General features: G+C 32.0%; 23 protein-coding genes. 3 read left to right on the top strand and 20 right to left on the bottom strand.

All coding sequences use genetic code 11. The annotated features are described in order from the left end of the window. Positions 1 to 245: 245 nt before the first annotated feature. The gene (locus bsdtw1_RS06090) at positions 246 to 1,199 is read right to left on the bottom strand and encodes an L-lactate dehydrogenase (RefSeq protein WP_183276713.1); all 954 of its coding nucleotides are present in this window, start codon (positions 1,197 to 1,199) and stop codon (positions 246 to 248) included. Between the two features lie 338 nt (positions 1,200 to 1,537). Between bsdtw1_RS06090 and rocF the strand changes: the two genes are divergently transcribed. Together rocF and bsdtw1_RS06080 are read left to right on the top strand one after the other, a co-directional pair. Next, entirely contained in the window at positions 1,538 to 2,440 is a 903-nt protein-coding gene (gene rocF / locus bsdtw1_RS06085; protein ID WP_183276712.1) for an arginase, read from the top strand. 225 nt (positions 2,441 to 2,665) lie between these two features. After that, positions 2,666 to 3,277 (top strand): 3'-5' exonuclease, encoded by a 612-nt coding sequence (locus bsdtw1_RS06080; RefSeq protein ID WP_183276711.1) that lies wholly within the window; start codon positions 2,666 to 2,668, stop codon positions 3,275 to 3,277. 65 nt (positions 3,278 to 3,342) lie between these two features. Here the strand turns inward: bsdtw1_RS06080 and bsdtw1_RS06075 are convergent, their stop codons facing one another. After that, positions 3,343 to 4,644, bottom strand: a complete 1,302-nt coding sequence (locus tag bsdtw1_RS06075; protein WP_183276710.1) for a M48 family metallopeptidase — start codon at positions 4,642 to 4,644, stop codon at positions 3,343 to 3,345. Positions 4,645 to 4,805: 161 nt separating this feature from the next. Between bsdtw1_RS06075 and rd the strand changes: the two genes are divergently transcribed. Next, positions 4,806 to 4,967: a rubredoxin gene (rd, locus tag bsdtw1_RS06070; protein WP_183276709.1), complete on the top strand. Its 162-nt coding sequence runs from the start codon at positions 4,806 to 4,808 to the stop codon at positions 4,965 to 4,967. Positions 4,968 to 5,139: 172 nt separating this feature from the next. Here the strand turns inward: rd and pflA are convergent, their stop codons facing one another. The 18 genes from pflA to bsdtw1_RS05980 form a co-directional block, all read right to left on the bottom strand. Then, the gene (pflA, locus tag bsdtw1_RS06065) at positions 5,140 to 5,874 is read right to left on the bottom strand and encodes a pyruvate formate-lyase-activating protein (RefSeq protein ID WP_183276708.1); all 735 of its coding nucleotides are present in this window, start codon (positions 5,872 to 5,874) and stop codon (positions 5,140 to 5,142) included. A gap of 139 nt (positions 5,875 to 6,013) precedes the next feature. Continuing rightward, a complete protein-coding gene (gene pflB / locus bsdtw1_RS06060; protein ID WP_183276707.1) occupies positions 6,014 to 8,239 on the bottom strand; it encodes a formate C-acetyltransferase in 2,226 nt (741 codons plus the stop codon). Positions 8,240 to 8,685: 446 nt separating this feature from the next. Then, positions 8,686 to 9,246 (bottom strand): orotate phosphoribosyltransferase, encoded by a 561-nt coding sequence (gene pyrE / locus bsdtw1_RS06055; RefSeq protein ID WP_183276706.1) that lies wholly within the window; start codon positions 9,244 to 9,246, stop codon positions 8,686 to 8,688. A gap of 296 nt (positions 9,247 to 9,542) precedes the next feature. Next, the gene (locus bsdtw1_RS06050) at positions 9,543 to 10,439 is read right to left on the bottom strand and encodes a dihydroorotate dehydrogenase (RefSeq protein ID WP_183276705.1); all 897 of its coding nucleotides are present in this window, start codon (positions 10,437 to 10,439) and stop codon (positions 9,543 to 9,545) included. Positions 10,440 to 10,451: 12 nt separating this feature from the next. Next, positions 10,452 to 11,192, bottom strand: a complete 741-nt coding sequence (locus tag bsdtw1_RS06045) for a dihydroorotate dehydrogenase electron transfer subunit (protein WP_183276704.1) — start codon at positions 11,190 to 11,192, stop codon at positions 10,452 to 10,454. Next, entirely contained in the window at positions 11,182 to 12,075 is an 894-nt protein-coding gene (pyrF, locus tag bsdtw1_RS06040) for an orotidine-5'-phosphate decarboxylase (protein WP_183276703.1), read from the bottom strand. Before pyrF ends, bsdtw1_RS06045 begins: the two co-directional genes overlap by 11 nt. Next, on the bottom strand, positions 12,068 to 13,279 hold the full coding sequence (locus tag bsdtw1_RS06035; protein ID WP_183276702.1) for a dihydroorotase: 1,212 nt from the start codon (positions 13,277 to 13,279) through the stop codon (positions 12,068 to 12,070). The genes pyrF and bsdtw1_RS06035 overlap by 8 nt, the downstream gene beginning before the upstream one ends. 3 nt (positions 13,280 to 13,282) lie before the next feature. After that, positions 13,283 to 13,723, bottom strand: coding sequence for an aspartate carbamoyltransferase regulatory subunit (locus bsdtw1_RS06030; RefSeq protein ID WP_183276701.1), 441 nt, complete (start codon positions 13,721 to 13,723; stop codon positions 13,283 to 13,285). Continuing rightward, positions 13,723 to 14,646, bottom strand: a complete 924-nt coding sequence (pyrB, locus tag bsdtw1_RS06025; RefSeq protein ID WP_183276700.1) for an aspartate carbamoyltransferase — start codon at positions 14,644 to 14,646, stop codon at positions 13,723 to 13,725. The genes bsdtw1_RS06030 and pyrB overlap by 1 nt, the downstream gene beginning before the upstream one ends. A gap of 458 nt (positions 14,647 to 15,104) precedes the next feature. Further along, on the bottom strand, positions 15,105 to 15,725 hold the full coding sequence (locus tag bsdtw1_RS06020; RefSeq protein WP_183276699.1) for a DUF5105 domain-containing protein: 621 nt from the start codon (positions 15,723 to 15,725) through the stop codon (positions 15,105 to 15,107). 306 nt (positions 15,726 to 16,031) lie between these two features. Continuing rightward, positions 16,032 to 16,715: a ribulose-phosphate 3-epimerase gene (locus bsdtw1_RS06015; protein WP_183276698.1), complete on the bottom strand. Its 684-nt coding sequence runs from the start codon at positions 16,713 to 16,715 to the stop codon at positions 16,032 to 16,034. A gap of 174 nt (positions 16,716 to 16,889) precedes the next feature. After that, positions 16,890 to 18,434, bottom strand: a complete 1,545-nt coding sequence (locus bsdtw1_RS06010) for a phosphohexomutase domain-containing protein (protein ID WP_183276697.1) — start codon at positions 18,432 to 18,434, stop codon at positions 16,890 to 16,892. 243 nt (positions 18,435 to 18,677) lie between these two features. Beyond that, positions 18,678 to 19,124, bottom strand: coding sequence for a ribose 5-phosphate isomerase B (gene rpiB, locus bsdtw1_RS06005; RefSeq protein WP_183276696.1), 447 nt, complete (start codon positions 19,122 to 19,124; stop codon positions 18,678 to 18,680). Positions 19,125 to 19,254: 130 nt separating this feature from the next. Next, on the bottom strand, positions 19,255 to 19,926 hold the full coding sequence (rpe, locus tag bsdtw1_RS06000; RefSeq protein WP_183276695.1) for a ribulose-phosphate 3-epimerase: 672 nt from the start codon (positions 19,924 to 19,926) through the stop codon (positions 19,255 to 19,257). 34 nt (positions 19,927 to 19,960) lie between these two features. After that, complete coding sequence (locus bsdtw1_RS05995; protein ID WP_205245302.1) at positions 19,961 to 20,896, bottom strand: transketolase family protein; 936 nt, start codon at positions 20,894 to 20,896, stop codon at positions 19,961 to 19,963. Further along, on the bottom strand, positions 20,892 to 21,710 hold the full coding sequence (locus bsdtw1_RS05990) for a transketolase (protein WP_183276693.1): 819 nt from the start codon (positions 21,708 to 21,710) through the stop codon (positions 20,892 to 20,894). Before bsdtw1_RS05990 ends, bsdtw1_RS05995 begins: the two co-directional genes overlap by 5 nt. 21 nt (positions 21,711 to 21,731) lie before the next feature. Continuing rightward, a complete protein-coding gene (locus bsdtw1_RS05985) occupies positions 21,732 to 22,763 on the bottom strand; it encodes a zinc-binding dehydrogenase (protein WP_183276692.1) in 1,032 nt (343 codons plus the stop codon). A gap of 15 nt (positions 22,764 to 22,778) precedes the next feature. After that, positions 22,779 to 23,819, bottom strand: coding sequence for a galactitol-1-phosphate 5-dehydrogenase (locus tag bsdtw1_RS05980; RefSeq protein WP_183276691.1), 1,041 nt, complete (start codon positions 23,817 to 23,819; stop codon positions 22,779 to 22,781). Between the last annotated feature and the right edge of the window lie 38 nt (positions 23,820 to 23,857).

Raw genomic sequence — 23,857 nt, 5'->3', positions numbered from 1 at the left:
AGTATATCCAAAATCATACGAAAAAATATAAGAATATGAAATTTAGGTTAATTTATATATTTATATGTAAACTAGCCTCTACTTGCTTATTGCTTTCATTATTTTTTTCATAATTTTAAAAATAATAAAAAAATTGCCACCTCCATCTAAAATATTGTTCATAAACCTTCCCAAATCTTATTTTGGATGGTTTATGAACTTAAATTTAGATAAAGTGGCAATTTAAATATGAATTATATTTAAATTTATTGAAGTTTCGCATCTTTTAAGTGAGATTTTAATATTTCTGCTGATTCAGTTAATTTATTTTTCTCTTCTTCAGATAATGGCACTTCTAATATCTTCTTAGCACCATCTCTATTTACTATAGTTGGTATAGCTAAATAGACATCCTCTATATCATACTGGCCTCTAAATAAAGATGAAACTGTAAGAATTGAATTTTCATCTCTAAGAATAGCTTCTACAATTCTTCTTATTGCAAGAGCTACTGCATAATTTGTATACCCTTTTTTGTTGATTATATCATATGCTGCATTCTTAACTTTTTCTGGTATAGTGAACTTAAAGTTTCCATCACATCTCTCACAAGTTTTCTGGCAATAATCCTCTGCACTCATTCCAGCTATATTAGTTAGACTCCAAGCTGCAATTTCTGAATCCCCATGTTCGCCTATAATATATGTGTGAATGTTTCTCGCATCAATTTCAAAATGATCGCTGAGCATTGATTTAAACCTAGATGTATCTAATACTGTTCCAGAACCAATTACTCTATTTTCTGGTAGCCCTGATAACTTATATGTTATATAAGTTAATATATCCACTGGATTTGATACAACTAGTAAGATTGCATTAGGACTATACCTTACAATTTCAGGAACTATTTGTTTAAACACTGCCAAGTTCTTATTTATAATATCTAGTCTAGTTTCTCCAGGCTTTTGTCCTATTCCTGCAGTAATTATAACTATATCTGAATTTTCTGTATCTGAATACTCTCCTGCCATTACATTAACAGCTTTTACAAAAGCTGCTCCATGTGCTAAATCCATAGCCTCTGCTTCAGCTTTATCTTTATTTATATCTACTATAACAATTTCTGATGCTAACCCTTCTAGCATTAATGCATATGCTGTAGTGGAACCAACAAAGCCTGCTCCTATAATTGATATTTTACTTGCTTTATCTTTTAACATTTACCTCGTCCTCCTTTTTGACCTATATTCTTTATTATTACAATGATAGAAATATAAACTGTTTATGGTTTTTCTTACTGGTATAAAATACTTTTTATACTTAAAACTATATATTAATTAGTATCTTTTTTTGTTGTATTTAATATACTATTGTATAATAATATTTTATATCATTTGAAAATAATTATCAAGATATAATGATAATTTTTTAACATATATTTTTATAACAAAATCTAAAATAACAATTTTTTTATTTTTTTTTCAAAAATACTTATATTTTGCAGGAATATAATATATAATCTTTTTTGGCTAACAAAAGATTATTGGAGGTGCTTCATATGAACATTAATTTGATAGGTGTTCCTCTTTTCTATGGATGTGATAGACCAGGCGTAGAATTTGGACCAAATGCCTTAAGAGATAACGAATTAAAAACAGTCCTTAGTGTAGATGGTAAACACAAAATTTATGATTTAGGAAATTTATATGTCGAGACAGTTGATGAAAAAGATAAATATACTAACCATAGCGTAATGAAGTATTTATCTCCAATAACAGAAGTGAATACTAATTTGGCTCACGTTGTATATAATTCATTAACATCTGATTGTTTTCCCTTTACAGTAGGTGGTGATCACTCACTAGGGCTTGGTTCAGTTGCTGGATCAGCAAAATTTCATGGTGATGATTTCGGCGTAATATGGATAGATGCTCACGGTGATATAAACACTGACACAACTTCACCAAGCGGAAATGTACATGGTATGCCACTAGCTGCTTCAATGGGACTAGGTTATAAAGATCTTGTAGATATATATTTTGAAGGAAGAAAAGTTAAACCCTCAAATATATTCATACTTGGAGCAAGAGACTTAGATAAGGGTGAGTTAGACCTTATTGAGGAACTTGGACTAAATGTATGGACTACTAAAGCTATAAAAGATAAAGGAACAGATAGGGTTATAAGAGAATTCTATGATGCTTTAGACTCTTCTAAAGTAAATAATTTTCATTTAAGCTTTGATATAGATTGTTTAGACTCATCTTTAGTTCCTGGTACTGGTACTCCTGTAAGCGAAGGGTTATCGTTTGATGAAGTTACTTCAATTACAAAATCAGTGCTATTAACTAGAAAGGTTCGTTCAATGGATTTTGTAGAGTTTAATCCAAAACTAGATGTTGAGGATACAACACTAAAAAATTGCCTTAAGATGCTTCAAGTTATAGCTGAAAATCTTTAATCTCGGATTCTTATCCGAGATTTTTTCATTTTTAACTTTGCTATTTCACTGATAAAACTTTTCATATAAAACTTTTTATTATATTATGTTATTATGTTATTTATAAGTAAAGAGTTAGTAATTAATTTTTTGAGTATATTGTTCACTTAATATTTTTACATAATCATTAATGTGTATGTTTAAATACTCATTGAATTTTCATACGATGCTATTAGGAGGAATGAAATGAAACTCTTATTTTTTGATACTGAAACAACTAGTATAAGACCAGGCAGTATATGCCAATTAAGTTACATAGTGGTTGACTCCTCTGTGAAACCACAAACAACAGTAGGTAAGAACTTTTTCTTTACAGTAGACCAAATGGACCCTGCAGCAGAAGAGGTTCATGGCTTCTCAATGGAAAAATTATATGATTTAAGTAATGGATTGTATTTTGAAGACTTAGTTGAAGAATTTTACGAAGACTTTGTAACAGCAGATTTTGTTATAGGTCATAACGTATCCTTTGATATCAAGTTTTTGAAGCATGAATTGTTTGGAATGGGAGAAGACTGGGAACCAAAAAATACTTTTTGTACTATGAATTATTACAAAAATGTATGCAAATTATTAAGACCTAATGGTGAATACAAGAACCCTAAATTAGAAGAGCTAATAAAGTTTCTTAATATTACAAAAGAAAAGATCGCACAAACTGCGGATAATCTTTTTGAAGGAAGCGGAAATTATCATGATGCACGTTTTGATACTGCAGCCACTTATCTTGCTGTTATTGAAGGTATAAAACAAAAACATATTCCAGCTGGCTACTTTAGTAAAATGATTAATAAATAGGTAATGGTTGTCTAAAATAACTCTTTCATGAAGAATTTATTTTAAGACAACCTTTTTTTCATTTTTTATTTTTCATTTATTATCTTATCGAATCTATAATCCCCCGTCTCCCAAGGCTTATAATCATTACTCATCTCAATTCTTTCCTTAGGCGTTGGATGATCATAAACCCAAAACTTATAAAGTGGATTCACATCATTCATAGATAAATTAGTTTCCATAAATCTAGCTTCTAACTTTGCGTTAGTTAGATTATCATGAGTTAACTCAATTGCAAACTTATCTGCATCCATTTCAATTTTTCTAGAATACCAATTTGTTAGCGGATCGGACAAAGTTGACAATATAGTGAAAATAAGTATTAAAATAGGTACTGCAGCTAATGATTTATAATTTACTATGTTATTTTTGAAAAATCCTACTTTCATCACTATTCTTTTCGAAATTAAATCTGTAAGACCTAGTAATATTATTGAGAGAATTCCTGATAGGGCTATGGATTTAGGAATATGATTAAGCTTATAATGGCCTATTTCATGTGCAACTACTGATTGAATTTCTTCTGAACTTAATTGATTCAATGTATTATCCCATATAACTATTCTCTTAGTATTGAATATACCAGACATATAGGCATTTAATGCTTTAGTCTCTTTGCTCTTATCCACTTCTAATATGGTGACATCACCAATATTAGCCTTTTTAGCCAAGGATAATATCTCCTGCTTTACCTGGACGTTCTGTATAGGCTTAAAATCGTTAAATAAGGGGTCTATAAACACAGGTGCTAAAATACTACCTACAAAACCTACAGGCACTGTAAGAAGCCCTAGGACTATATACCAGCGTTTAAACTTTATAAATATAATATAAGGAATTATTACAAATACAACTGTTATAATAAAATTTAAAGCAAAGCTTTTAATATAGTTTTCTCCCCACAAAGAAAATGTTGAGTTTGATATACCTATGAGTTTCAATCTATAAAATGAACTAAAGAATGATAACGGAATAGATAAAAACAAATCAAAAAACAAATAAAGTGAAGTTAATTTAATAAGTCTAAGAAATTCATTTCCTTTAAATTCATTAGCCAGCCTTATTGCACCTAAATAAATAAACAAGGCTGGTATTAAGAATGTTATAATTAATCTTACTACTAAAAAAACTTTTGAGAACTGGTAATTCGCTATTGCCCTTTCCGAAGAATTAGGAACCTGTACTTTATTATCAGATACCTTGTATTCCACCTTATTACTAGCCTTAAGTTGTGATTTCACACTTAGTTCAGTAGCAAAGGTTAAAATGCATGTTATAAAAAACAAAAAAACGCATATTATAATAGTATTGAGTAAAAATTTTTTCATTACTAAGCCTCCCTCCATTACTATTATTATAGTATAAATTCTGCTAATTATGAAAAAATATACTTGATTTATTGTTTTCATATGATATAATAATATTGAATTAATTAATAATTATTATTTGTTAATAACACACTTTATATAAATTTAGGAGGTAATTTTAGATGAAAAGTTATGTTTGTGATGTATGTGGTTATGTTTATGATCCAGCTATAGGTGATGAAGACAATGGAGTAGCTCCTGGAACTTCTTTTGAAGATATTCCAGAAGACTGGTTATGTCCTCTATGTGGAGTTGGCAAGGATCAATTTTCAGTAGTTGAATAATAATTACTAAAGAAAAAAATCGCTGAAGTGACTTTCTTCAGTGATTTTTTTTGCGAATCTGCATTTTCTTAAGCGCAGTGAAGAATCTTACATGAGACATATTCTACTTTTTTCATTTTTTATATAGTTTAAATGTAACTAAAAAGTTAGCCCAAACTAAAAACGCCAAGGCTTAGCTACCTTGACGCTTTTTTAGACTTTCATTTATCTTGTCTTGCCACTTTTTTGTATATTCTTTATTCATAGGCTTTACATCCTTTAGCCTATAATTAATATTCATTATTTCATACTTGTTTACCCCTAATACATGATAAGGAAGTAATTCTACCTTTTCTACGTTCCTAATATTCATTATATATTTAGAAAGTTCCTCTAGATGTTCTTCACTATCAGTTATACCAGGCACCACAACATGTCTTATCCACATTTTCTTTTCTAATCTTTGTGCCACTTCTAAAAATTTCAAGGATTCATCTATGTTAGATAATGTTAATTCCTTATACTTTTCTTTCTTAATATGTTTTACATCAAATAATATCAAATCAACATAGTTTAATATTTCTTCATAATTTCCTAGTCCATATCCAGCTGTATCTAACGCCGTATGTATTCCATTTTCCTTACATAACCTTAAACACTCTATTAAAAATTCTGGTTGTAATAGTGGCTCACCACCTGAGAAAGTCACTCCGCCTCCTGATTTTGAAAAATACGGCTTAAACCTTAGTATTTTTTTAATCAGTTCTTCAGCGCTTATTTCAGTTCCACCGCCTTTTTCAGCCCATGTGTCTGGGTTATGACAGTAAGCACATCTTAGTTTACACCCCTGAAAAAAGACTACTACTCTTATTCCAGGTCCATCTACAAGCCCCATTGATTCTATTGAATGAATTGTTCCTTTTATCATACTCATTCTCCTCTCTTTCATGATACCTTTGGGTATTTATCTAAAATTACTTAAACTTAACCCACACATGAAATGACTTGTCAAAAAACTATCAATTATTTTTAATAAAGGAAGCTCTATTGAGCTTCCTTTAATTATACTATAAACTTTCGTGGAATGTTCTGCTTATAACTTCTAATTGTTGGTTTCTTGTTAATCTGTTAAAGTTAACAGCATATCCTGATACTCTAATTGTTAGAGTTGGGTATTTTTCTGGGTGTTCCATAGCATCTACTAGAGTTTCTCTATTAAACACATTAACATTTAAGTGATGTGCTCCTTGTGAGAAATATCCATCCATTACTGACACGAGGTTTTCTACTCTTAAATCAGCTTCTTTTCCTAATGCATCTGGTACTATTGAGAATGTATTTGATACACCATCTTCACAATATGGAGTATATGGAATCTTAGCTACTGAGTTTAATGATGCTAGCGCTCCATTTGCATCTCTACCATGCATTGGATTTGCTCCTGGTGCAAAAGCTTCTCCAGCTTTTCTTCCATCAGGTGTAGCTCCTGTCTTCTTACCATAAACTACATTTGAAGTTATAGTAAGTACAGATAATGTATGTTTAGCATTTCTATATAATGGATGTCTCTTAAGTTCAGTAGAGAACTTTTCAACTAGTTGAACAGCTAAATCATCTACCTTATCATCATCATTTCCGTATTTAGGGAAATCACCTTCTATATCAAAGTCAATAGCTATACCATTTTCTCTTATAGGTTTAACCTTAGCATATTTAATAGCACTTAATGAGTCTACAGCAACTGATAAACCTGCTATTCCAAACGCCATAAGTCTTCCAACTTCAGTATCATGTAAAGCCATTTGTCCAGCTTCATAAGCATACTTATCATGCATATAATGAATTACGTTCATTGTATCAACATACAATTTCGCAACATATTCTAGAACCTTATTGTAGTTTTCTTTAACTGTTTCGAAGTCAAGTACTTCATCAGTTATAGGCTTAAGTCCCTTTATAACTACAGTTCCCTTCTTTTCATCAACACCACCATTTATTGCATATAGAAGTGCCTTAGCTAAGTTACATCTAGCTCCGAAGAATTGCATTTGCTTTCCAACCTTCATTGCAGAAACACAGCAAGCTATAGCATAGTCATCTCCGTATATAGGTCTCATTACATCATCATTTTCATATTGAATCGAATCTGTAAGTATTGACATTTCAGCACAATATTTCTTAAAGTTTTCAGGAAGCTTTTCTGACCAAAGTATAGTTAAGTTTGGTTCTGGAGAAGTTCCAAGATTGATTAATGTATGAAGGTATCTAAAGGAGTTCTTCGTAACTAATGGCTTACCATTAACTCCAACACCACCTATTGATTCAGTAACCCAAGTTGGGTCTCCTGCAAATAATTCATTATATTCTGGAGTTCTTAAGTGTCTTACTAGTCTTAGTTTGATAATAAATTGATCTATAATTTCTTGAGCCTCTTCTTCAGTTATTACACCATTTTTTAAGTCTCTTTCTATATAGATATCTAAGAAAGTACTAGTTCTTCCAAGTGACATTGCAGCTCCGTTGTTTTCTTTAATTGCTGCTAAGTATCCTAAATAAACAGCTTGAACTGCTTCTTTTGCATTTGCTGAAGGCACTGATAAATCAACACCATATCTAGCTGCCATTGACTTAATATCCTTAAGTGCTCTTATTTGTTCTGAAACTTCTTCTCTTTTTCTTATTAACTCGTCTAAGAAGTCGCCTTTTAGTTCTTTAAGATCCTTCTTCTTTTCTTCTATTAAATAATCAATACCATAAAGTGCAACTCTTCTATAGTCACCAATTATTCTACCTCTTCCGTAAGCATCAGGAAGTCCAGTTAAAAGTCCTGCAGATCTAGCAGCTCTTGTTTCGTCGCTATATGCATCAAAAACGCCTTGATTGTGAGTCTTTCTATACTTAGGGAAATTTTCTGTTATATCTTTATCTAACTCATAACCATATGCCTCTAAAGATTGTTCTACCATTCTAAATCCACCAAATGGATTTACTATTCTCTTAAGTGGTTCATCTGTTTGTAATCCAACGATTACTTCGTTATCTTTATCTATATATCCTGGTTCATAGTTATCTATGCCTGAAACTCTATCAGTTGCTACATCTATAATACCTTTTTTAATTTCTTCAACTATAAGATTACTTGAGATTTCCCAAACCTTTTTTGTTTTATCTGTTGGAGCAGCTAAAAAGCTTTTATCTCCTTCATATAATGTATAGTTCTTTTGAATAAAGTTTCTTACGTCAATCTTTTCCTGCCATGTACCTGCTTTAAAATCATCCCATTGTTTATACATGAAAATCCTCCTTGCTGTAGCTTTATTGCTACATTAAAAGTTCTATTTATATCATAATATATGTATTTGATTTTGTAAAAATATTATACCATATTAGTATACATTTGTTAAGATATTATTTCACTTGAAACATATTTTCATTTGCTTTTTTTATTATTTTATTTAATTTTAAGTTATATACATGATAATTTAAAAATTATATCTCATATTTTATATTGAACAGATCATATAACTCTTAATGCTTTGTTTATTTTTTAACGATATATTTTATAATAACCTCAAAATTATTGTAAAAATTATTTTTTTGGCACAAACATTTTTCGCTAATTTAACAATAAAGTTCGTATTTACACTTTAAATAATAAATTATTAAATCAAATATTGCAAGAGAAAGAGGATACATTTTATTTTAAAAATCGTATCCTCAGTTGGAACCACTTTCATAATTATTTTATATTTCTGCTCCCAGGCTTTATATATGGTATGTTTTCCTTACATAATGGACATTCATCTTTTTCGTAGGATTCAATATCTAACTTTATTGCACTAAACATTGGATAATCAGTTACTTTTGCTGTAGTTCTGTCAACTATACATACCACCGCTACTACTTCACCGCCAAAACTTTCTATAACCTTTGCAGCTTCCTTAAAGGATTTACCTGTTGTAACCACATCTTCTGTTATAATAACTTTTTGTCCAGGCTTTATAGAAAATCCTCTTCTTAGTGTCATTTCCCCATTTTCTCTTTCTGTGAAAATTGCTGGTTTCTTCATTTGTCTGCCTAATTCGTACGCTACTATTACACCACCCATAGCTGGTCCTACAACTAAATCAAAATCAATATTTGAAAGTTGCTCTGCAACAACACTTAATACCTTTTCTGCTTTATCAGGATGTTGTAGCAGTTTTGCACATTGACAATATCTATTAGAATGTTTTCCTGATGATAGTAAAAAATGTCCTTCTAGTAATGCTTCAACTTCTTTTAATATTTCTAAAACCATAATTTCTTATCTCCTTTTTATTGAATATTTTAACTTCAAAACCATTTGTTTTCATTATATTTGAGAGTATTTTTAAGAGTATTTTGAAATTAAGTTGTTATGAAGGAGATGCTCTATGAGCGAGCTATTAGAATTAAATGATTTTTTCAGATGGAATGGCGTTAATAAACTGTACTGTTCGAACGTAGTGAGTTTACAGTTTTAGCCATGGAATATGACAAAATCATATTAATTCTTTGCGTAAGCTCATTAAAGCATCGGATACATGACAACTTAATTTCAGTATATATTAAACTTTAGATGATTCCTATTATCTCATTGATGTCCTTTATTCCTTGATCTCTTAAGAATTTCTCTATTCCTTCTATTATTTCTGGTGCCGCTGTTGGATTCACAAAATTCACCGTTCCTATTTGCACCGCCTTAGCTCCTGCCATTAGGAATTCTATAGCATCGTTGGCATTCATTATTCCACCTAATCCAACTACAGGTATATCCACCACTTTAGAAACTTCATACACCATTCTTAGTGCAATTGGTTTTATGGCTGGGCCTGAAAGTCCTGCAAAAGTATTATTAAATACTGGTTTTCTTTTCTTTATATCTATGGCCATACCCTTTACAGTATTTATTAATGATAAAGAATCAGCTCCAGCTTTTGCACAACTTATAGCCATTTCAACAATATCTTCTGCATTTGGTGATAGCTTGACCATCAGTGGCTTCTTTGTAACCTTTCTTACTTTAGATACAACATCGTATGCCACATCTGCTTTAATACCAAAAGCCATACCTCCAGATTTAACATTTGGACATGATATATTAAGTTCAATCATGTCTATATCCGTTCTATCAAGTTTTTCAGCGCCTATTTCATAATCTTCAACAGTACTGCCACCTAAATTAGCTATTATATTTGTATTCAAAAGTCTCATCTTAGGTAAAACTTCGGTTATAAATGCATCTACTCCTGGGTTTTGTAAGCCCACACTATTCATCATACCAGCTTCTGTTTCAAATACTCTTATTCCATCATTACCTTGTCTGCTATTTAATGTTAGGCCTTTTGAACTTATACCACCTAAAATTCCTACATCATAGAAATCTCCATATTCTTCTCCAAAACCATATGTGCCTGAAGCAGCAATAATTGGATTTTTAAAATCTATCCCATTTATATTTACTTTTAGCATAGCTTCATCCTCCTAAAGTTCTAGATCGTGACCATTAAATACAGGGCCATCTTTACAAGTTCTTTTATTACCTTCTTTTGTTTTGCAGGTACATACAAGACATGCTCCCACACCACAAGCCATATGTTTTTCCATAGATGCATATATCTCTACATTATTTGCTTTTGCTCCATCAATTACCTTCTTCATCATTACCTCTGGTCCACAGCATAATATGGTATCATACTTTGAGTAATCTATAATCTCTGTTACAAAGCCTTTATGTCCATATGTTCCTTTATCAGTAGCTATGAACACTTCATCTACAAAATCATTTAATTCTTCAATTAAGTAAATCTCATCCCTGAAACCTGCATATAAGTCTAACTTTTTTGAAACTCCTTTATCCTTTATAACCTTTGAGAGCTGAAGCATTGGAGCTATTCCTATGCCTCCAGCAACTAATGCAACTCTTCCATACTGCTTATTTTCATCGAATCCGTTCCCCAATGGACCAATTACATCTATAAATTCATCCCTTTTAAGTTCTTTAAATTCTTCAGTACCTTTTCCTACTACTGCATATAAGAATGATATAACACCATCTCTTTTTTCGCATATCGATATTGGCCTACCTAGGAGCGATTTCTTAGGCTTTAGCATATAAAATTGACCAGAGACTATATCATCATCACAAGCTAAGGAGATCTTATAAATGTTACTTACCAAGTTTACATTATCTATTATCTTAACTTTTTTATAGTTAGCCTTCATTTTTAGCCTCCAATTCAAGCACTGCTCTCTTTATATCGTCTCTCATCCTTATAGCTTCTTTCCTTGAGCTATCCTCAAAGTTGATGAAATTTTCTTCTTCTTTATATGCAAGTAATATCTTTCTTGAGGAATTTACTACACCACCATTGCCACTTCTTAGTGAAAGAGCAACATCTTCTGCTTTTCCACCTTGAGCACCGTATCCAGGTATTAAGAAGTATGATGATGCAAGGCTTTTTCTAAGCTTCTTTGCTTGTTCCCTATGAGTACATCCAACTACAACTCCAAGAGAACTGTAACCACTAGCCCCTATGTAATCTTTACCTAAGTTTTCTATCATACTTCCTACATGTTCATAAACTTCATCTTTACCTTCTATTATGCAGTCTTGTATATCACCTGATCCACTGTTTGAGGTCTTAACTAGTGCAAAGATTCCCTTATTATGCTTTTCTAGATATGGTAAATACGGTTCTATACTATCCATCCCCATATATGGATTTAATGTTATGAAATCACTCTCAAATTCTCCTGTAAAATGTGCCTTTGCATACATCTTTGCAGTTGCAGCTATATCACCTCTTTTTATATCTGCAATTACAAGTAAATCTCTATCTCTAAGATATTTTAAGGTTTTACTGTATGCTCTAAGTCCACTCATCCCCAAAGCTTCATAATAGGCAATTTGTAGTTTAAAGCACGCTACTACATCATAAGTTGCATCAATTATTCTTCTATTATATTCAAAGATAGCATCCTCTATATTTACAAACTTACTTAGCAGCTCTTGCGGGATGTAACTTATATCAGTATCTAAACCAACACATACTACCCCATTTTTTTCTACCTTTTCATATAATTTATCAATTATTTGATTACTCATTTATATCTTCCCCCTGCCTATCAAAAATTATCTTTCCAGCTTTTATTGTCTTCTCAACTACCCCACAAAGTTCCCACCCTATAAAAGGAGTGTTTTTACTTTTTGAAAGTATATACTCTTCCTTAACTTTAAACTTCTTCTCTAAATCGAGTATCACTAAATCCCCTTCATATCCCGGGCAAATCTTTCCTTTATTTAACTTCAAAAGCTCAGCTGGCTTTGAGCTCATCATCTCGCTAAGCTTATTTAAATTTATATATTTTTCCTTTACAAGTTTGGTGTAACATATAGGGAATGCTGTCTCCAGTCCTATAAGTCCTGGTGCACCTTTTTCTTTGTCCTCATATGAATGAGGTGCATGATCAGTACCTATTACATCTACATCTCCATGTTCGATTGCCTTAACTAGGAAACTTACGTCTTCTATTGGTCTTATTGGGGGATTAACTCTGTAATTTGAAACATCATCACTTAATGCTATATGATGCGGGGTAACTTCACATGTAACCTTTGTTCCATCACACTTTGCGTCTATTACATATTTCATAGCCTCTTTTGTACTTACATGGGCCATATGAAGCTTAGCTCCAGTATACTTTGCAAGACTAACATCTCTCCAAGTCATCATATTTTCTGCAAGCCTCATATCTATATCGGAAAATTCATGACTTTCAGCATGAGATATTACAAGCCAATCCATTTCCTTAGCTTTCTTCATAGCTTCCATCATAATTCTAGAATCCGAAACTCCCTTACCGTCATCGGATATTGCTTTTACTTCATCAGAGAATTCTTCTAAGTGCGTTATTGTTTGTCCATCAAAATTCTTTGTTATAGACACACATTGATGAACATCTATTAAACCAGCTTCATTATTCTTCTTATAGACATAATCTAGAACTTCCTTTGAGCTACAAATAGGGTTTGTATTAGCCATTAAATTAACTGTGGTATATCCACCTTTTGCAGCTGTTCTTGATCCAGTGTATAAATCTTCTTTATAAGTGAAACCTGGTTCCCTAAAATGGGCATGCATATCAACAAACGCAGGCATAACAGTAAGTCCTTCAGCATCTACAACCTCACACTTTTTATCACTTATATTACTAGATATTTCTTCAATTTTTCCGTTCTTTATATATATGTCACCATAAAAACTATGACTTGCATCTATAATATTGGCGTTCTTTATCAGTAAATCCATGATCTATTCCTCCAGTCTAATCGTTAGTTTATGCTCTTCATCACAATAACAACATCTATACGTACCTTTTTCTCTGTTGGTCAGTATGAATTTTTGAGGGATATACTCCTCTACAGTAGTAATACATCTTGGATTCTTACACTTTATTAAATTTTCAACTTCACTTGGAAGTTTTGGTTTAAGCTTTTTTACTATACTTTCACCTTCAACAATGTTTATTGAAATTGAAGGGGATATAAGCCCTAATATCTCATAGTTAATGTCTATTACATTATCTATCTTTATGATATCTTTTTTACCTAATTTCTTACTCTCAACGTTTTTTATAAGCGCTACAGAGTAGTCTGCACTGTCTAAGTTTAGATATTTATATATGCTGTTTCCCATTCCAGCTGTGATGTGATCTATAACAATACCTTTTTTTATACTAGTAACCTGAAGCATTATCTCACCCCCAAAAGCTTGGCAATAAGCGCCATTCTTGCATACATTCCGAATTTAGCTTGTTTAAAATAACACGCTCTTTCATCTTCATCTATAGAATAGTCAATCTCATTTACTCTAGGTAGCGGATGCATTATCATAAGATCCTTTTTCGCCTTTTTTAATTTTTCTTTATCTAAAATATAGCTATCTCTAAGTCTTAGATATTCTGCTTCGTTAAAGAATCTCTCTTTTTGTACCCTAGTCATGTAGAGTATATCAAGTTGTTCCATTGAGTTCTCTAAAGTTTCAACTTCAATAAACTCAATATTGTTTTTGTTTAATACTTCTTCTCTTATATAATCAGGAATTTTTAATTCACTTGGAGAAATTAAGATATATCTATTATTATCATATCTTGACATGGCTTTTAGTAAGGAATGTACTGTTCTACCAAACTTTAAATCACCACATATACCTATAGTCATATTGTTAAAGGTACCCTTAAGTTCTTTAATAGTTAGTAAATCAGTTAAGGTTTGTGTAGGGTGTTGATGACCTCCATCTCCAGCGTTGATAACTGGAACTTCGGAGTATATAGACGCTACCTTTGCTGAGCCTTCCTTTGGATGTCTGATTGCAATTATATCTGAATAGCAGCCCACAGTTCTTATTGTGTCTGCAAGACATTCACCTTTAGAAACAGAACTTGAATTAGGTTCTGAAAATCCAATTACTTTACCACCCAGTCTCATCATTGCAGCTTCGAAACTGAATCTTGTCCTAGTACTTGGTTCATAGAAAAGAGTTGCCAGTAGTTTGCCATCGCAAACCTTAGAAAATTCTTCTGGACATGACATTATATCACTTGCTAATTTAAATATTTCTTCTAATTCTTCTTTAGATAGATCCATAGGATCTATTAGACTTCTGCCTTTTAACATATTCATCTCTCCTTTTTAACATCTCGGTGTTAATTTAAAGAAGGAAAACTATATAGAACGCTAATATTATTTTGCCCATCTGCCTTTTCAAAATATAGTATAGAAATTATGGCAGGCGATTATCTTTTTTACTGTCCGATTTAAAAAACTAGCTAAATTGGTTAAATAATTAGGTTTAGCTATCTTGAAAATCTTAGCATTTCCTAGGCAGTAAAAAAGCCTTCCTATAAAGGAAGGCATAATATCGCTACGGTAGCACACAGATAAACCCTAAATGTTTTATGTTATATAAAGTATCATAAAATACTAGGTTATACTTATAACTCTGCTTGGTTTATCTTCATTTTAGCATTAATATAACTTCCTTATTGATCTCTCTGGATCAAGTTAAAGGTTAATTGTTAAACATAGGATATCATGTATTATATTCGCTGTCAACTTCTAGTATAAATTTATAGTTAATTTACTATTGCTGACATCAAGTCAACTAATTCGCTTTCCTTTGGCATCCATACATTGTTTTCTTTAGTAAAGGTCAAAGTCATAGTCTTTGGATTTTCAACAAGAACACCATCAGCAATTTTTCCACCAACAATTTTAAAGGATTCTTGGTAGATATCTTTCTCAGTCATAGATGGATTAGCTACATACTCCTTTTTAAGCTCATCTTCAGCTGTTTTTGCTATCTTTTCCATATCAAATCCATTTAATTTCACTTCTATCTTTGCAGTATCTTTATCTTCAGATATTTTCTTTACCTCATATTTTACTTTCTTTAGACCTGTAAGTATATCGCTTTTAAACTTATCTTTTACTTCGTTAGTTAATATGTTTTCATCCACTCCTGAAGATGAAATCCCCTTCATCAATCCATTTTCAAAAGCATCTCTAATGCCTGTATATTCTTTTTCAGTTATACCTACCTTATCAATATTACTCTTATCATCTTTTATCACTACATCTAAAATTATCTTCGCACTGTCTTCTGGAGTTGTTTTTGGTCCACCGCAAGATATTAAAGCTACAACTGAAAGCATGAGGGTCAAAAATATAATACTGATCCTTTTAAGAGTTTTCATGTAGATTCTCCTTATAAATTAATGATTTAAATTTACTTAATCATTATATTTATATTAAAAGAATGTGTTACTGAAAATTAAGCATCTCGTTGAAATTAAATAATCACTTTTCTCATAGTATACCTGCATTATGGACAGCATCATCCGCATACTGTAAAAAAGCAAAAAATCCTTTGTAATTCATGTATTTAATGAATTACAAAGGATTTTTATTATATATTTTTACAATAAAATATATATTTAAGATAAAATTTAGTCTATTGTAGGTAAACTAACTTTATGATAACTTTTATAATTTAACATCCATCATTTCAGATTAACTTTAAAGTAATTACTATAAGATTCTCTTATGTCCTTTATCTTTTTCTTATATGTTTGTCCATCGTTTTTAAACAAAGCTGAAGTTCCTAAGACAAAAACATCCACTTCTTGCTCCCTCAAAGCTTCCATAGTAGTTTTATTGATACATCCATCAACTTCTATCATTGGTCTCCCAGGCTTATCTTTAAGTGATTTATTAATTCTAACTATTTTCTCTATTACTTCATATCTAAATTTTTGACCAGCAAAACCTGGATTCACAGTCATAGCTAAAATCATTTCTACCTCTAGCAGGTACTTTTCAATATTTTCAATAGGAGTTTCTGGACTTATTGCGAGTACTGGTTTAATCCCCTGTTCTCTTAATAAATATATATCTCTTTCTACATTACTGCTTGCCTCTATATGAAAGGACATATATTCTGGCTTTAAGTAAGAATACATCTTTATATATTTTTCTGGATTTAGGGTAGCAAGATGTATGTCCAAAGGAATATTAGTGCCATTTTTAATAGCTTCCAACACATATGGTCCCATGGCTAGATTATTAACAAAAACGCCATCCATCACATCGCAGTGTAATAAGTCTACTTTTGCTTCTTCTAATGCCTTCAATTCGCTATCTAAATTCAATTGATTTCCACACATTATTGACGCAGCTAATTTCATTACCTACACCTCCGTAATTTAACTTTCTGTTATCTTGCAGGGTACTTGATAACTTTGTAGAATATTCAGGAAGTATATACTTAATTTATACATGCTTGATACTCACGGCTTCTGGTGATTATATGTCATGTGTAAATTAATAGTTGAGTTAGAAAATCTATAATTCTGATAGCCTTATGATAATATAAGATCCTTATCCTTTTTTATTATACGCTCAATTTCTGATAGATCCAACTCTTCGTATTTCTTAAGGAATGATGTTAATACCTTTAATATGTTGCTAGTACCGCCTTTAGAATCTGATTCTATATTTATAGGTAACACTGGTTCATGCAACGACATTCTTAATAACAGCCATCCATCACCGTTAGCTTTATCACAATTGATTTTTATTCCCTCATAGTTTTTATCCTCAATACTCCATCCTGGAATATTAGATACATAATTTCTTAGACCACTAATAACTTGACTTCCATAGCTGCTAAACTCTTCAGTTTTTATTTTAACTCTAACTTCCGTGCTTTCTAAAGGTTTTTTTAGATTTTTTATTAAACTCTCTATCTTCTTTCCCTGTTCTTTTAGCTTTGCCATCTTAATCAATATTTTAGCTATAAGATAAGCTCCATCATCTAAAAAGTAATTTTCCTTTAAAGCAGCATGTCCTGAAGTCTCAATAGCAAGCTGACTGTCTAACCCTTCTTCGTTTATTCTCTTGGATTCATTTATAACATTTCTATATCCTCTTTTAAATCTATGATGCCTTCCACCTAGGTCTGTAATAAAATCTCTAAGTCCATTAGAAGTTACTGAATCTGTAACTATTATGGATCTCGGATGTTCTTCTAGAACTATGGCTGAAATCAGTGCTATCAATGAGTTTCTGTTTATCTCAGTCCCATCACTGCTAACTATTGCAGCTCTGTCTACATCAGTATCAAATATTATACCTAAATCTGCTCTTGATTTTATCACAGCATCTCTAATTGATTTCATCGCTTCTTTATTTTCTGGATTCGGAATATGGTTCGGAAACATTCCATCAGGATTTAAAAATTGACTTCCTTCAGTGTCTGCTCCTAATCTTTTAAGCACTTTGTTTGCAAAAAAACCGCCTGCACCATTTCCTGCATCTACAATTATCTTTAGTCCTTGTAACGGTTCGTTATAATTAGTTTGTGAATTAACTTCATTTCTTATCTTATTTACTAGAATATTTGAGTATTCTTCTATAAAATCTATCTTATTTAAACTTCCTTTTGCAGTATAAACAAGCTCTGTTTCACAAGCAGTATTCAAGATTTCTCTTACATCCTCTTTTTCACATCCACCCTGTGGAGTAAAAAATTTAAGTCCATTATAATAGTAAGGTAGATGACTTGCAGTAATCATTATAGCTCCATCACATTTATAGCTTTCATGTATTGTAGTCATAAACATAGCAGGAGTGGTACACATCCCACAATCGTAAACATCACACCCAACGTTTATTAGCAAGTCTATTACCTCTTCCTTTATGGAAGGCCCCGATAGTCTAGAATCTATTCCTACAGCTATATTAATTTTCTTATTATCAGTATTTTTATTTCTTAACCAATTAAAGAATCCATGTCCTATAAATCTTGCTACTCTAGGTGTAAAATTTACGCTATGCTCTGAATTTTCAATAGCTATTCCTCTTATATCTGTGCCGTTTTGAAGCTTCTTTAATTTTTCGATCATAAAAATTCCCCCTAGCTACTTAAATATATTAGCGTTTAATTTCAAACATAGATAATATCTTATGTTTGAATAACTTTTGTTAACTCACTATACCTTGTTAAATATATATAATTTTTCAAATAATATTACTTTATTAGTATGAATTTTGGTGAACCACTTCATAATCAAATGCATATTTTCAAATTCTTCTCTCAGAAACCAGAGGGGGTTTGAAAATAGATTTCGGATTGAAGTGTTTCATCTTTATACCTCTCCACGTTCAATATTCTCAACCATAGCTAATCTATTGCTATGTCTACCACCTAAAAATTCAGCGTTAATCCAAGTATCAACTATGTCAAGAGCTAGACCTTCTCCTATTACTCTTTCCCCTAGACATAATATATTTGTATTATTGTGCTCCTTAGTAGCTCTAGCTGAAAAAGTGTCACTTACTACTGCAGCTCTAATCCCATTGAATTTATTTGCTGCTATTGACATTCCAATTCCTGTTCCGCAGCACAATATACCAAGTTCACATTCTTTTTCTAATACAGCTTTAGAAACCTTAATACAGTATTCAGGATAGTCCACACTGACTTCGCTAAACGCCCCAAAATCTTGAACCTCAATATTTTTTCCCAACAAATACTGTCTTATTTTATTCTTTAGTTTTAATCCTCCGTGATCACAACCTATGGCAATTTTCATATCTATATCAACCTTTCAATATTTGCTAAATTCTTCATTATTGTAAATCCATTAGTCTCGTAGTATAATTTATAAAAGAATAGGAGAATACTCGCAATATTCTCCTACTTTTTTATTAACACTGTGGGGGCTATGGGATGTTTTTAATTTCATTAATTACCTTGTTAAACAAGTCTATGTTTTCAGCTAAATCTTGTTTAAATAGTGATGATCCTATGACTATGTCTCTAGCTCCACAATCAATAACCTCTTTAATATTGCCAAGTGTAATGCCCCCATCTACCTGAATCGTAAAGTCATAATTATTTCTCTTCTTGATTTCATTAAGCGCTTTTATCTTTTCCAAGGTGAATGGTATAAATGATTGTCCTCCGAAACCTGGCTCTACTGACATTATTAATATTCTATTTGCTATTGGATAAATGTGCTCTAAGCAACCTATTGGTGTTGCCGGATTAATCGCTACTCCTGCTTTTATACCAAAGCTTTTTAAGTAATGTATGCTTTTATACAGATGTAGTGCTACCTCAGCATGTATTGTAATGCTGTTTGCTCCAGCTTCCACTAATGCTTCTACAAACTTATCTGGTTCTGTTACCATCAAGTGAACATCAAATTCAATATCTGTTAGTTTTCTCAGTGCTGCCACTTGGTCTATTCCAAAGGATAGATTCGGAACATAATGACCATCCATAATGTCTATGTGTATTGATTTTATATCTTTATTATTAAAAATCTTAAAATCTTCTCCATAATTACATGGATTGGCTGACAACAATGATGGTGAAATTATTGCTTCCATAACTTACTCCCCCACTTTTAATTTATTATTTTTATTAACCTAAGATTGTTGCTACAACTTCTTCCTTTAAGTGTTCTTTTGTCAATCCATAGAATTCCATTAAATCTTTTGGTTTTCCTGACTGTCCAAAAGTGTCTTTCATTCCTAATCTTTTCACAGAAGCAAGATTTTCTTCACTAACAACTTCACATACAGCTGAACCAAGTCCACCTATTATGCTATGTTCTTCTATAGTTATTATCTTTCCTGTCTTTTTAGCCTCAGATATGATTAGTTCCTTATCAATTGGCTTCAATGTTGCCATGTTAATAACTGAAACATCTATACCATCTATAGCTAATTCTTTACTTACTTCCAAAGCCATTTCAACAGTTATACCAGTAGCAATTATAGTTGCTTTGCTTCCTGATCTAAGTAACTCTCCCTTACCGATCTTAAAGTCACAACCATTTGGATGTATATCTTCTACAGCCATTCTACCTACTCTTATATATACTGGCCCATAATATTCTGCAGCAGCTTTTATAGCTTGTTTAGTTTCTTCTCCATCACTAGGGTTAATTACTACCATACCAGGAATACTTCTCATTAGAGATAAATCTTCTATAGCTTGGTGAGAGGCTCCATCTTCTCCAACAGTTATACCTGCATGGCTTGCAACTATCTTTACATTTAATTTAGGATAAGCAACAGAATTTCTGATTTGTTCAAAAGCTCTTCCAGCTGCAAACATCGCAAAAGTTGATGCAAATGGTATAAGTCCACAAGTAGAAAGTCCTGCTGCAGTACCTACCATGTTCGCTTCAGCTATTCCCATATTAAAAAATCTCTCTGGTGCAACCTTTTTAAAATCTGCACTTTTAGTGGATTTAGATAAATCAGCATCTAGTACTACTATATTTTCATTAACTTTTCCAAGTTCTGATATAGCTTGACCGTATGCTTCTCTAGTAGCCATTTTCATATTAATTACCTCCCTTGATTTCCTTCAATGCTGCATTTAGTTCTTCTCTACTTGGTGCTACTCCATGCCATCCTGCATTATCTTCCATAAATGATACGCCTTTTCCTTTATGAGTTTTAGCGATAATCATTGTTGGTTTTCCCTTAACAGTTTTAGCTTCTTCAACGGCATTATTTATTTGTTCAAAATCATGTCCATCTATACATATTACATTCCATCCAAATGCTTTAAACTTCTCATCAATTGGATTGATGTTCATAACTTCTGAATTTTTACCATCGATTTGTAGACCATTAAAATCAAGAAAAGCAGTTAAATTGTCTAATTTATAATGAGCTGCCGCCATTGCTGCTTCCCAAACTTGTCCTTCTTGGCATTCTCCATCACCTAAAATTGTGTAAACTCTGTAATCTTTATTCTTAACTCTTCCAGCTAAAGCCATTCCATTTGCTGCTGATAGTCCTTGACCCAGTGATCCAGTTGACATATCTATTCCAGGAATTGCTTTCATATCTGGATGTCCTTGTAGTATTGAATGTATTTGTCTTAACTTACCAAGCCATTCCTCAGATACTATGCCTTTTTCCATTAGAGTTGCGTATAGTGCAGGTGCTGCATGCCCTTTTGCTAAAACAAATCTGTCTCTATCTGGATCTCTTAAATCCTCAAGATTTATATTCATTTGCTCAAAATACAAAACTGTAAGTATGTCAGCTATAGATAGTGATCCACCTGGATGTCCTGACTGAGCTTCTGTTATCATCACTAATATTTTTTCTCTTATTTTTTCTGAATGTACCTTCAATAAATCTGCATTCATAACAACACTTCCTTCTACAAATTAAGATCTAATAACTACTTTTATTTCAGTTCCCTGCATTGCTGCATCGATTCCATCTCTCCAGTCATCAAGTGGAACTATCTTAGTTACAAGCTTTTCTGTATCAACTTTTTTATTTTTTAGTAATTCTAATGAAGTTACCCATGAGCTTGGTTTTTGTGATCTACAACCTATATAGTTTATTTCTCTTTGAACTATGACTTCTTGATTCATTTCATTCATGCTTTTAGCAAATATACCGATTTGAACAAAGTCACCTTTTTTCTTTACAAGCTTCAATCCTTGATTAACCGCATGGATTACACCTGAACAGTCAAATGCCTTATTAACTCCATAATTATTTGTTTTTTCCATGACTACTTTTTCTAAATCTTCTTGTAGTATATCCACTACTCTGTCGATTCCAAGTTCAGTAGCCAAATTCATTCTTTCCTTATCCTTTGTTACTCCTGCAAGAATTACATAAGCTCCTTGAGATTTTGCCACTTGGCTTACTAGTAATCCTATTGGTCCTGGGCCAAAAACTAGAACTACATCATCTTTAACCACTGTTGTCTTTTCCAAGGCAGCATGTACACAACAAGCAAGAGGTTCTGTTAAAGCTGCTGAAAGCGAGGATACTTCTTCTGGTAATACGTGAACACTTTCTTCTCGAGATATTAAATACTCAGCAAAGCTACCATTTACTTGAGTCCCTATACCTCTTCTTGATGGACATAAGTTGTAGTCTTTACTTTTACAGTAATCACACTCTCCACAAGTTTCAAAAGTTGTTTCACTTGTAACCCTATCTCCAACTTTAACTTTTTTTACTTCAGATCCTATTTCTACTACTACACCAGAAAATTCATGACCTAAAACCACTGGGGTTTTTATATTGGCATACTCTCCCTTAAAGGAATGAAGATCCGAACCACATATTCCGCTAAACTCAACCTTTATTTTCACTAAGTTTTTTTCGGCTACGGGTTCAACTATGTCCAATAACTCCATGTTGTCATATCCTGGTTTAGTCTTTGTTAATGCTTTCACTTATAAATCCCCCCTCTAGTCTTGAACTATCATTATTTTGTTATATTCTTCTTTTCTTTCTCCGATCATTTCAAAAGCTTTAGCTGTATCTTCTAGAGAAAATCTATGTGATATAAGTTGTTTTAATTTAATCTTTTTTTGCTTTACATACTCAATGCTCTTGAACCATTCTTGCCCTGGAAATGGTGCCGAATATGAATTCCAAAAACCTTGAATATTCAATTCTTTTCTAAATATACCTTCAAATGCAACTTCTGATAATTCAATTCCTGCATGTCCTATGCCCTGATAACCTATTTTTCCTTTTTTCTTAGTAACTAGTAAGCATTGTTCTTGAGTAATTTTTGAACCTGCGCACTCTATACAGATATCTACTCCAAATCCATTAGTCAATTCCATTATCTTTTCTACTGGATTTTCTTTTAAAGCGTTTATTCCAATATCTGCACCTAAACTCATAGCCTCAGATATTTTCTTATCTGATATATCTACTGCAATAATTTTTTCAACTCCAGATACTTTAAGCCATTGAATTGTAAGTTGTCCGATAGTTCCTGCTCCTAGAACAGCTACTGTGTCTCCAAGTTGAGGATTTATATTTAACACCCCATGTAGTGCTACTGCCAAAGGTTCAATCATAGCAGCTTCTTCATAATCAATATCATCTATCTTTAACACATTAGTTGCTTTTACATTTGCATATTCTGCAAATCCTCCAAAAGAAGTGGCCCCTAACATATCGTAACTCTCACAAAGTGAAAATTGTCCTTTTTTACAATACTCACATTGATGACATGGTTCTAATGGAACTGCAACAACTCTGTCCCCAACTTTAAAACCTTTAACATTCTTACCTACTTCAACTATATAACCTGAAAATTCATGTCCTAATATAGCTGGTACAGGATATTTCCATTTCTTTAGTGCTCTTGGAGGATCTGATCCACATATCCCTGCTGCCTTAACCTTTATCTTAACTTCATCATCTCCATAAGGCTTTATTTCGATATTTTCATACCTTATATCTCCTACTGAGTGCAATACTGCTGCCTTCATAATTTCCTCCTCTTACCTTAATTATTTTATATATTTAA

This window comes from Clostridium fungisolvens, from assembly GCF_014193895.1.
Taxonomy (GTDB): Bacteria; Bacillota; Clostridia; order Clostridiales; family Clostridiaceae; genus Clostridium_AR; species Clostridium_AR fungisolvens.
This window is presented reverse-complemented; position numbering and strand designations above follow the sequence as displayed.

Excerpts from the sequence above, each read along its gene's own strand:
- bsdtw1_RS06045 (WP_183276704.1), bottom strand. The coding sequence starts at position 11,192 with ATGAAGGCTAACTATAAAAAAGTTAAGATAATAGATAATGTAAACTTG.
- bsdtw1_RS05990 (WP_183276693.1), bottom strand. The coding sequence starts at position 21,710 with ATGAATGCAGATTTATTGAAGGTACATTCAGAAAAAATAAGAGAAAAA.
- bsdtw1_RS06015 (WP_183276698.1), bottom strand. The coding sequence starts at position 16,715 with ATGAAATTAGCTGCGTCAATAATGTGTGGAAATCAATTGAATTTAGAT.
- pyrB (WP_183276700.1), bottom strand. The coding sequence starts at position 14,646 with ATGTTAAAAGGCAGAAGTCTAATAGATCCTATGGATCTATCTAAAGAA.
- rpiB (WP_183276696.1), bottom strand. The coding sequence starts at position 19,124 with ATGAAAATTGCCATAGGTTGTGATCACGGAGGATTAAAACTAAAGAAT.
- pflA (WP_183276708.1), bottom strand. The coding sequence starts at position 5,874 with ATGATAAAAGGAACAATTCATTCAATAGAATCAATGGGGCTTGTAGAT.
- pyrE (WP_183276706.1), bottom strand. The coding sequence starts at position 9,246 with ATGGTTTTAGAAATATTAAAAGAAGTTGAAGCATTACTAGAAGGACAT.
- bsdtw1_RS06090 (WP_183276713.1), bottom strand. The coding sequence starts at position 1,199 with ATGTTAAAAGATAAAGCAAGTAAAATATCAATTATAGGAGCAGGCTTT.
- bsdtw1_RS06030 (WP_183276701.1), bottom strand. The coding sequence starts at position 13,723 with ATGCTTCAGGTTACTAGTATAAAAAAAGGTATTGTTATAGATCACATC.
- rd (WP_183276709.1), top strand. The coding sequence starts at position 4,806 with ATGAAAAGTTATGTTTGTGATGTATGTGGTTATGTTTATGATCCAGCT.
- bsdtw1_RS06080 (WP_183276711.1), top strand. The coding sequence starts at position 2,666 with ATGAAACTCTTATTTTTTGATACTGAAACAACTAGTATAAGACCAGGC.
- bsdtw1_RS06020 (WP_183276699.1), bottom strand. The coding sequence starts at position 15,725 with ATGAAAACTCTTAAAAGGATCAGTATTATATTTTTGACCCTCATGCTT.
- bsdtw1_RS06010 (WP_183276697.1), bottom strand. The coding sequence starts at position 18,434 with ATGATCGAAAAATTAAAGAAGCTTCAAAACGGCACAGATATAAGAGGA.
- rocF (WP_183276712.1), top strand. The coding sequence starts at position 1,538 with ATGAACATTAATTTGATAGGTGTTCCTCTTTTCTATGGATGTGATAGA.
- bsdtw1_RS06075 (WP_183276710.1), bottom strand. The coding sequence starts at position 4,644 with ATGAAAAAATTTTTACTCAATACTATTATAATATGCGTTTTTTTGTTT.
- rpe (WP_183276695.1), bottom strand. The coding sequence starts at position 19,926 with ATGGAAGCAATAATTTCACCATCATTGTTGTCAGCCAATCCATGTAAT.
- bsdtw1_RS06050 (WP_183276705.1), bottom strand. The coding sequence starts at position 10,439 with ATGCTAAAAGTAAATATAAATGGGATAGATTTTAAAAATCCAATTATT.
- bsdtw1_RS06035 (WP_183276702.1), bottom strand. The coding sequence starts at position 13,279 with ATGGATTTACTGATAAAGAACGCCAATATTATAGATGCAAGTCATAGT.
- bsdtw1_RS05980 (WP_183276691.1), bottom strand. The coding sequence starts at position 23,819 with ATGAAGGCAGCAGTATTGCACTCAGTAGGAGATATAAGGTATGAAAAT.
- pyrF (WP_183276703.1), bottom strand. The coding sequence starts at position 12,075 with ATGAGTAATCAAATAATTGATAAATTATATGAAAAGGTAGAAAAAAAT.
- pflB (WP_183276707.1), bottom strand. The coding sequence starts at position 8,239 with ATGTATAAACAATGGGATGATTTTAAAGCAGGTACATGGCAGGAAAAG.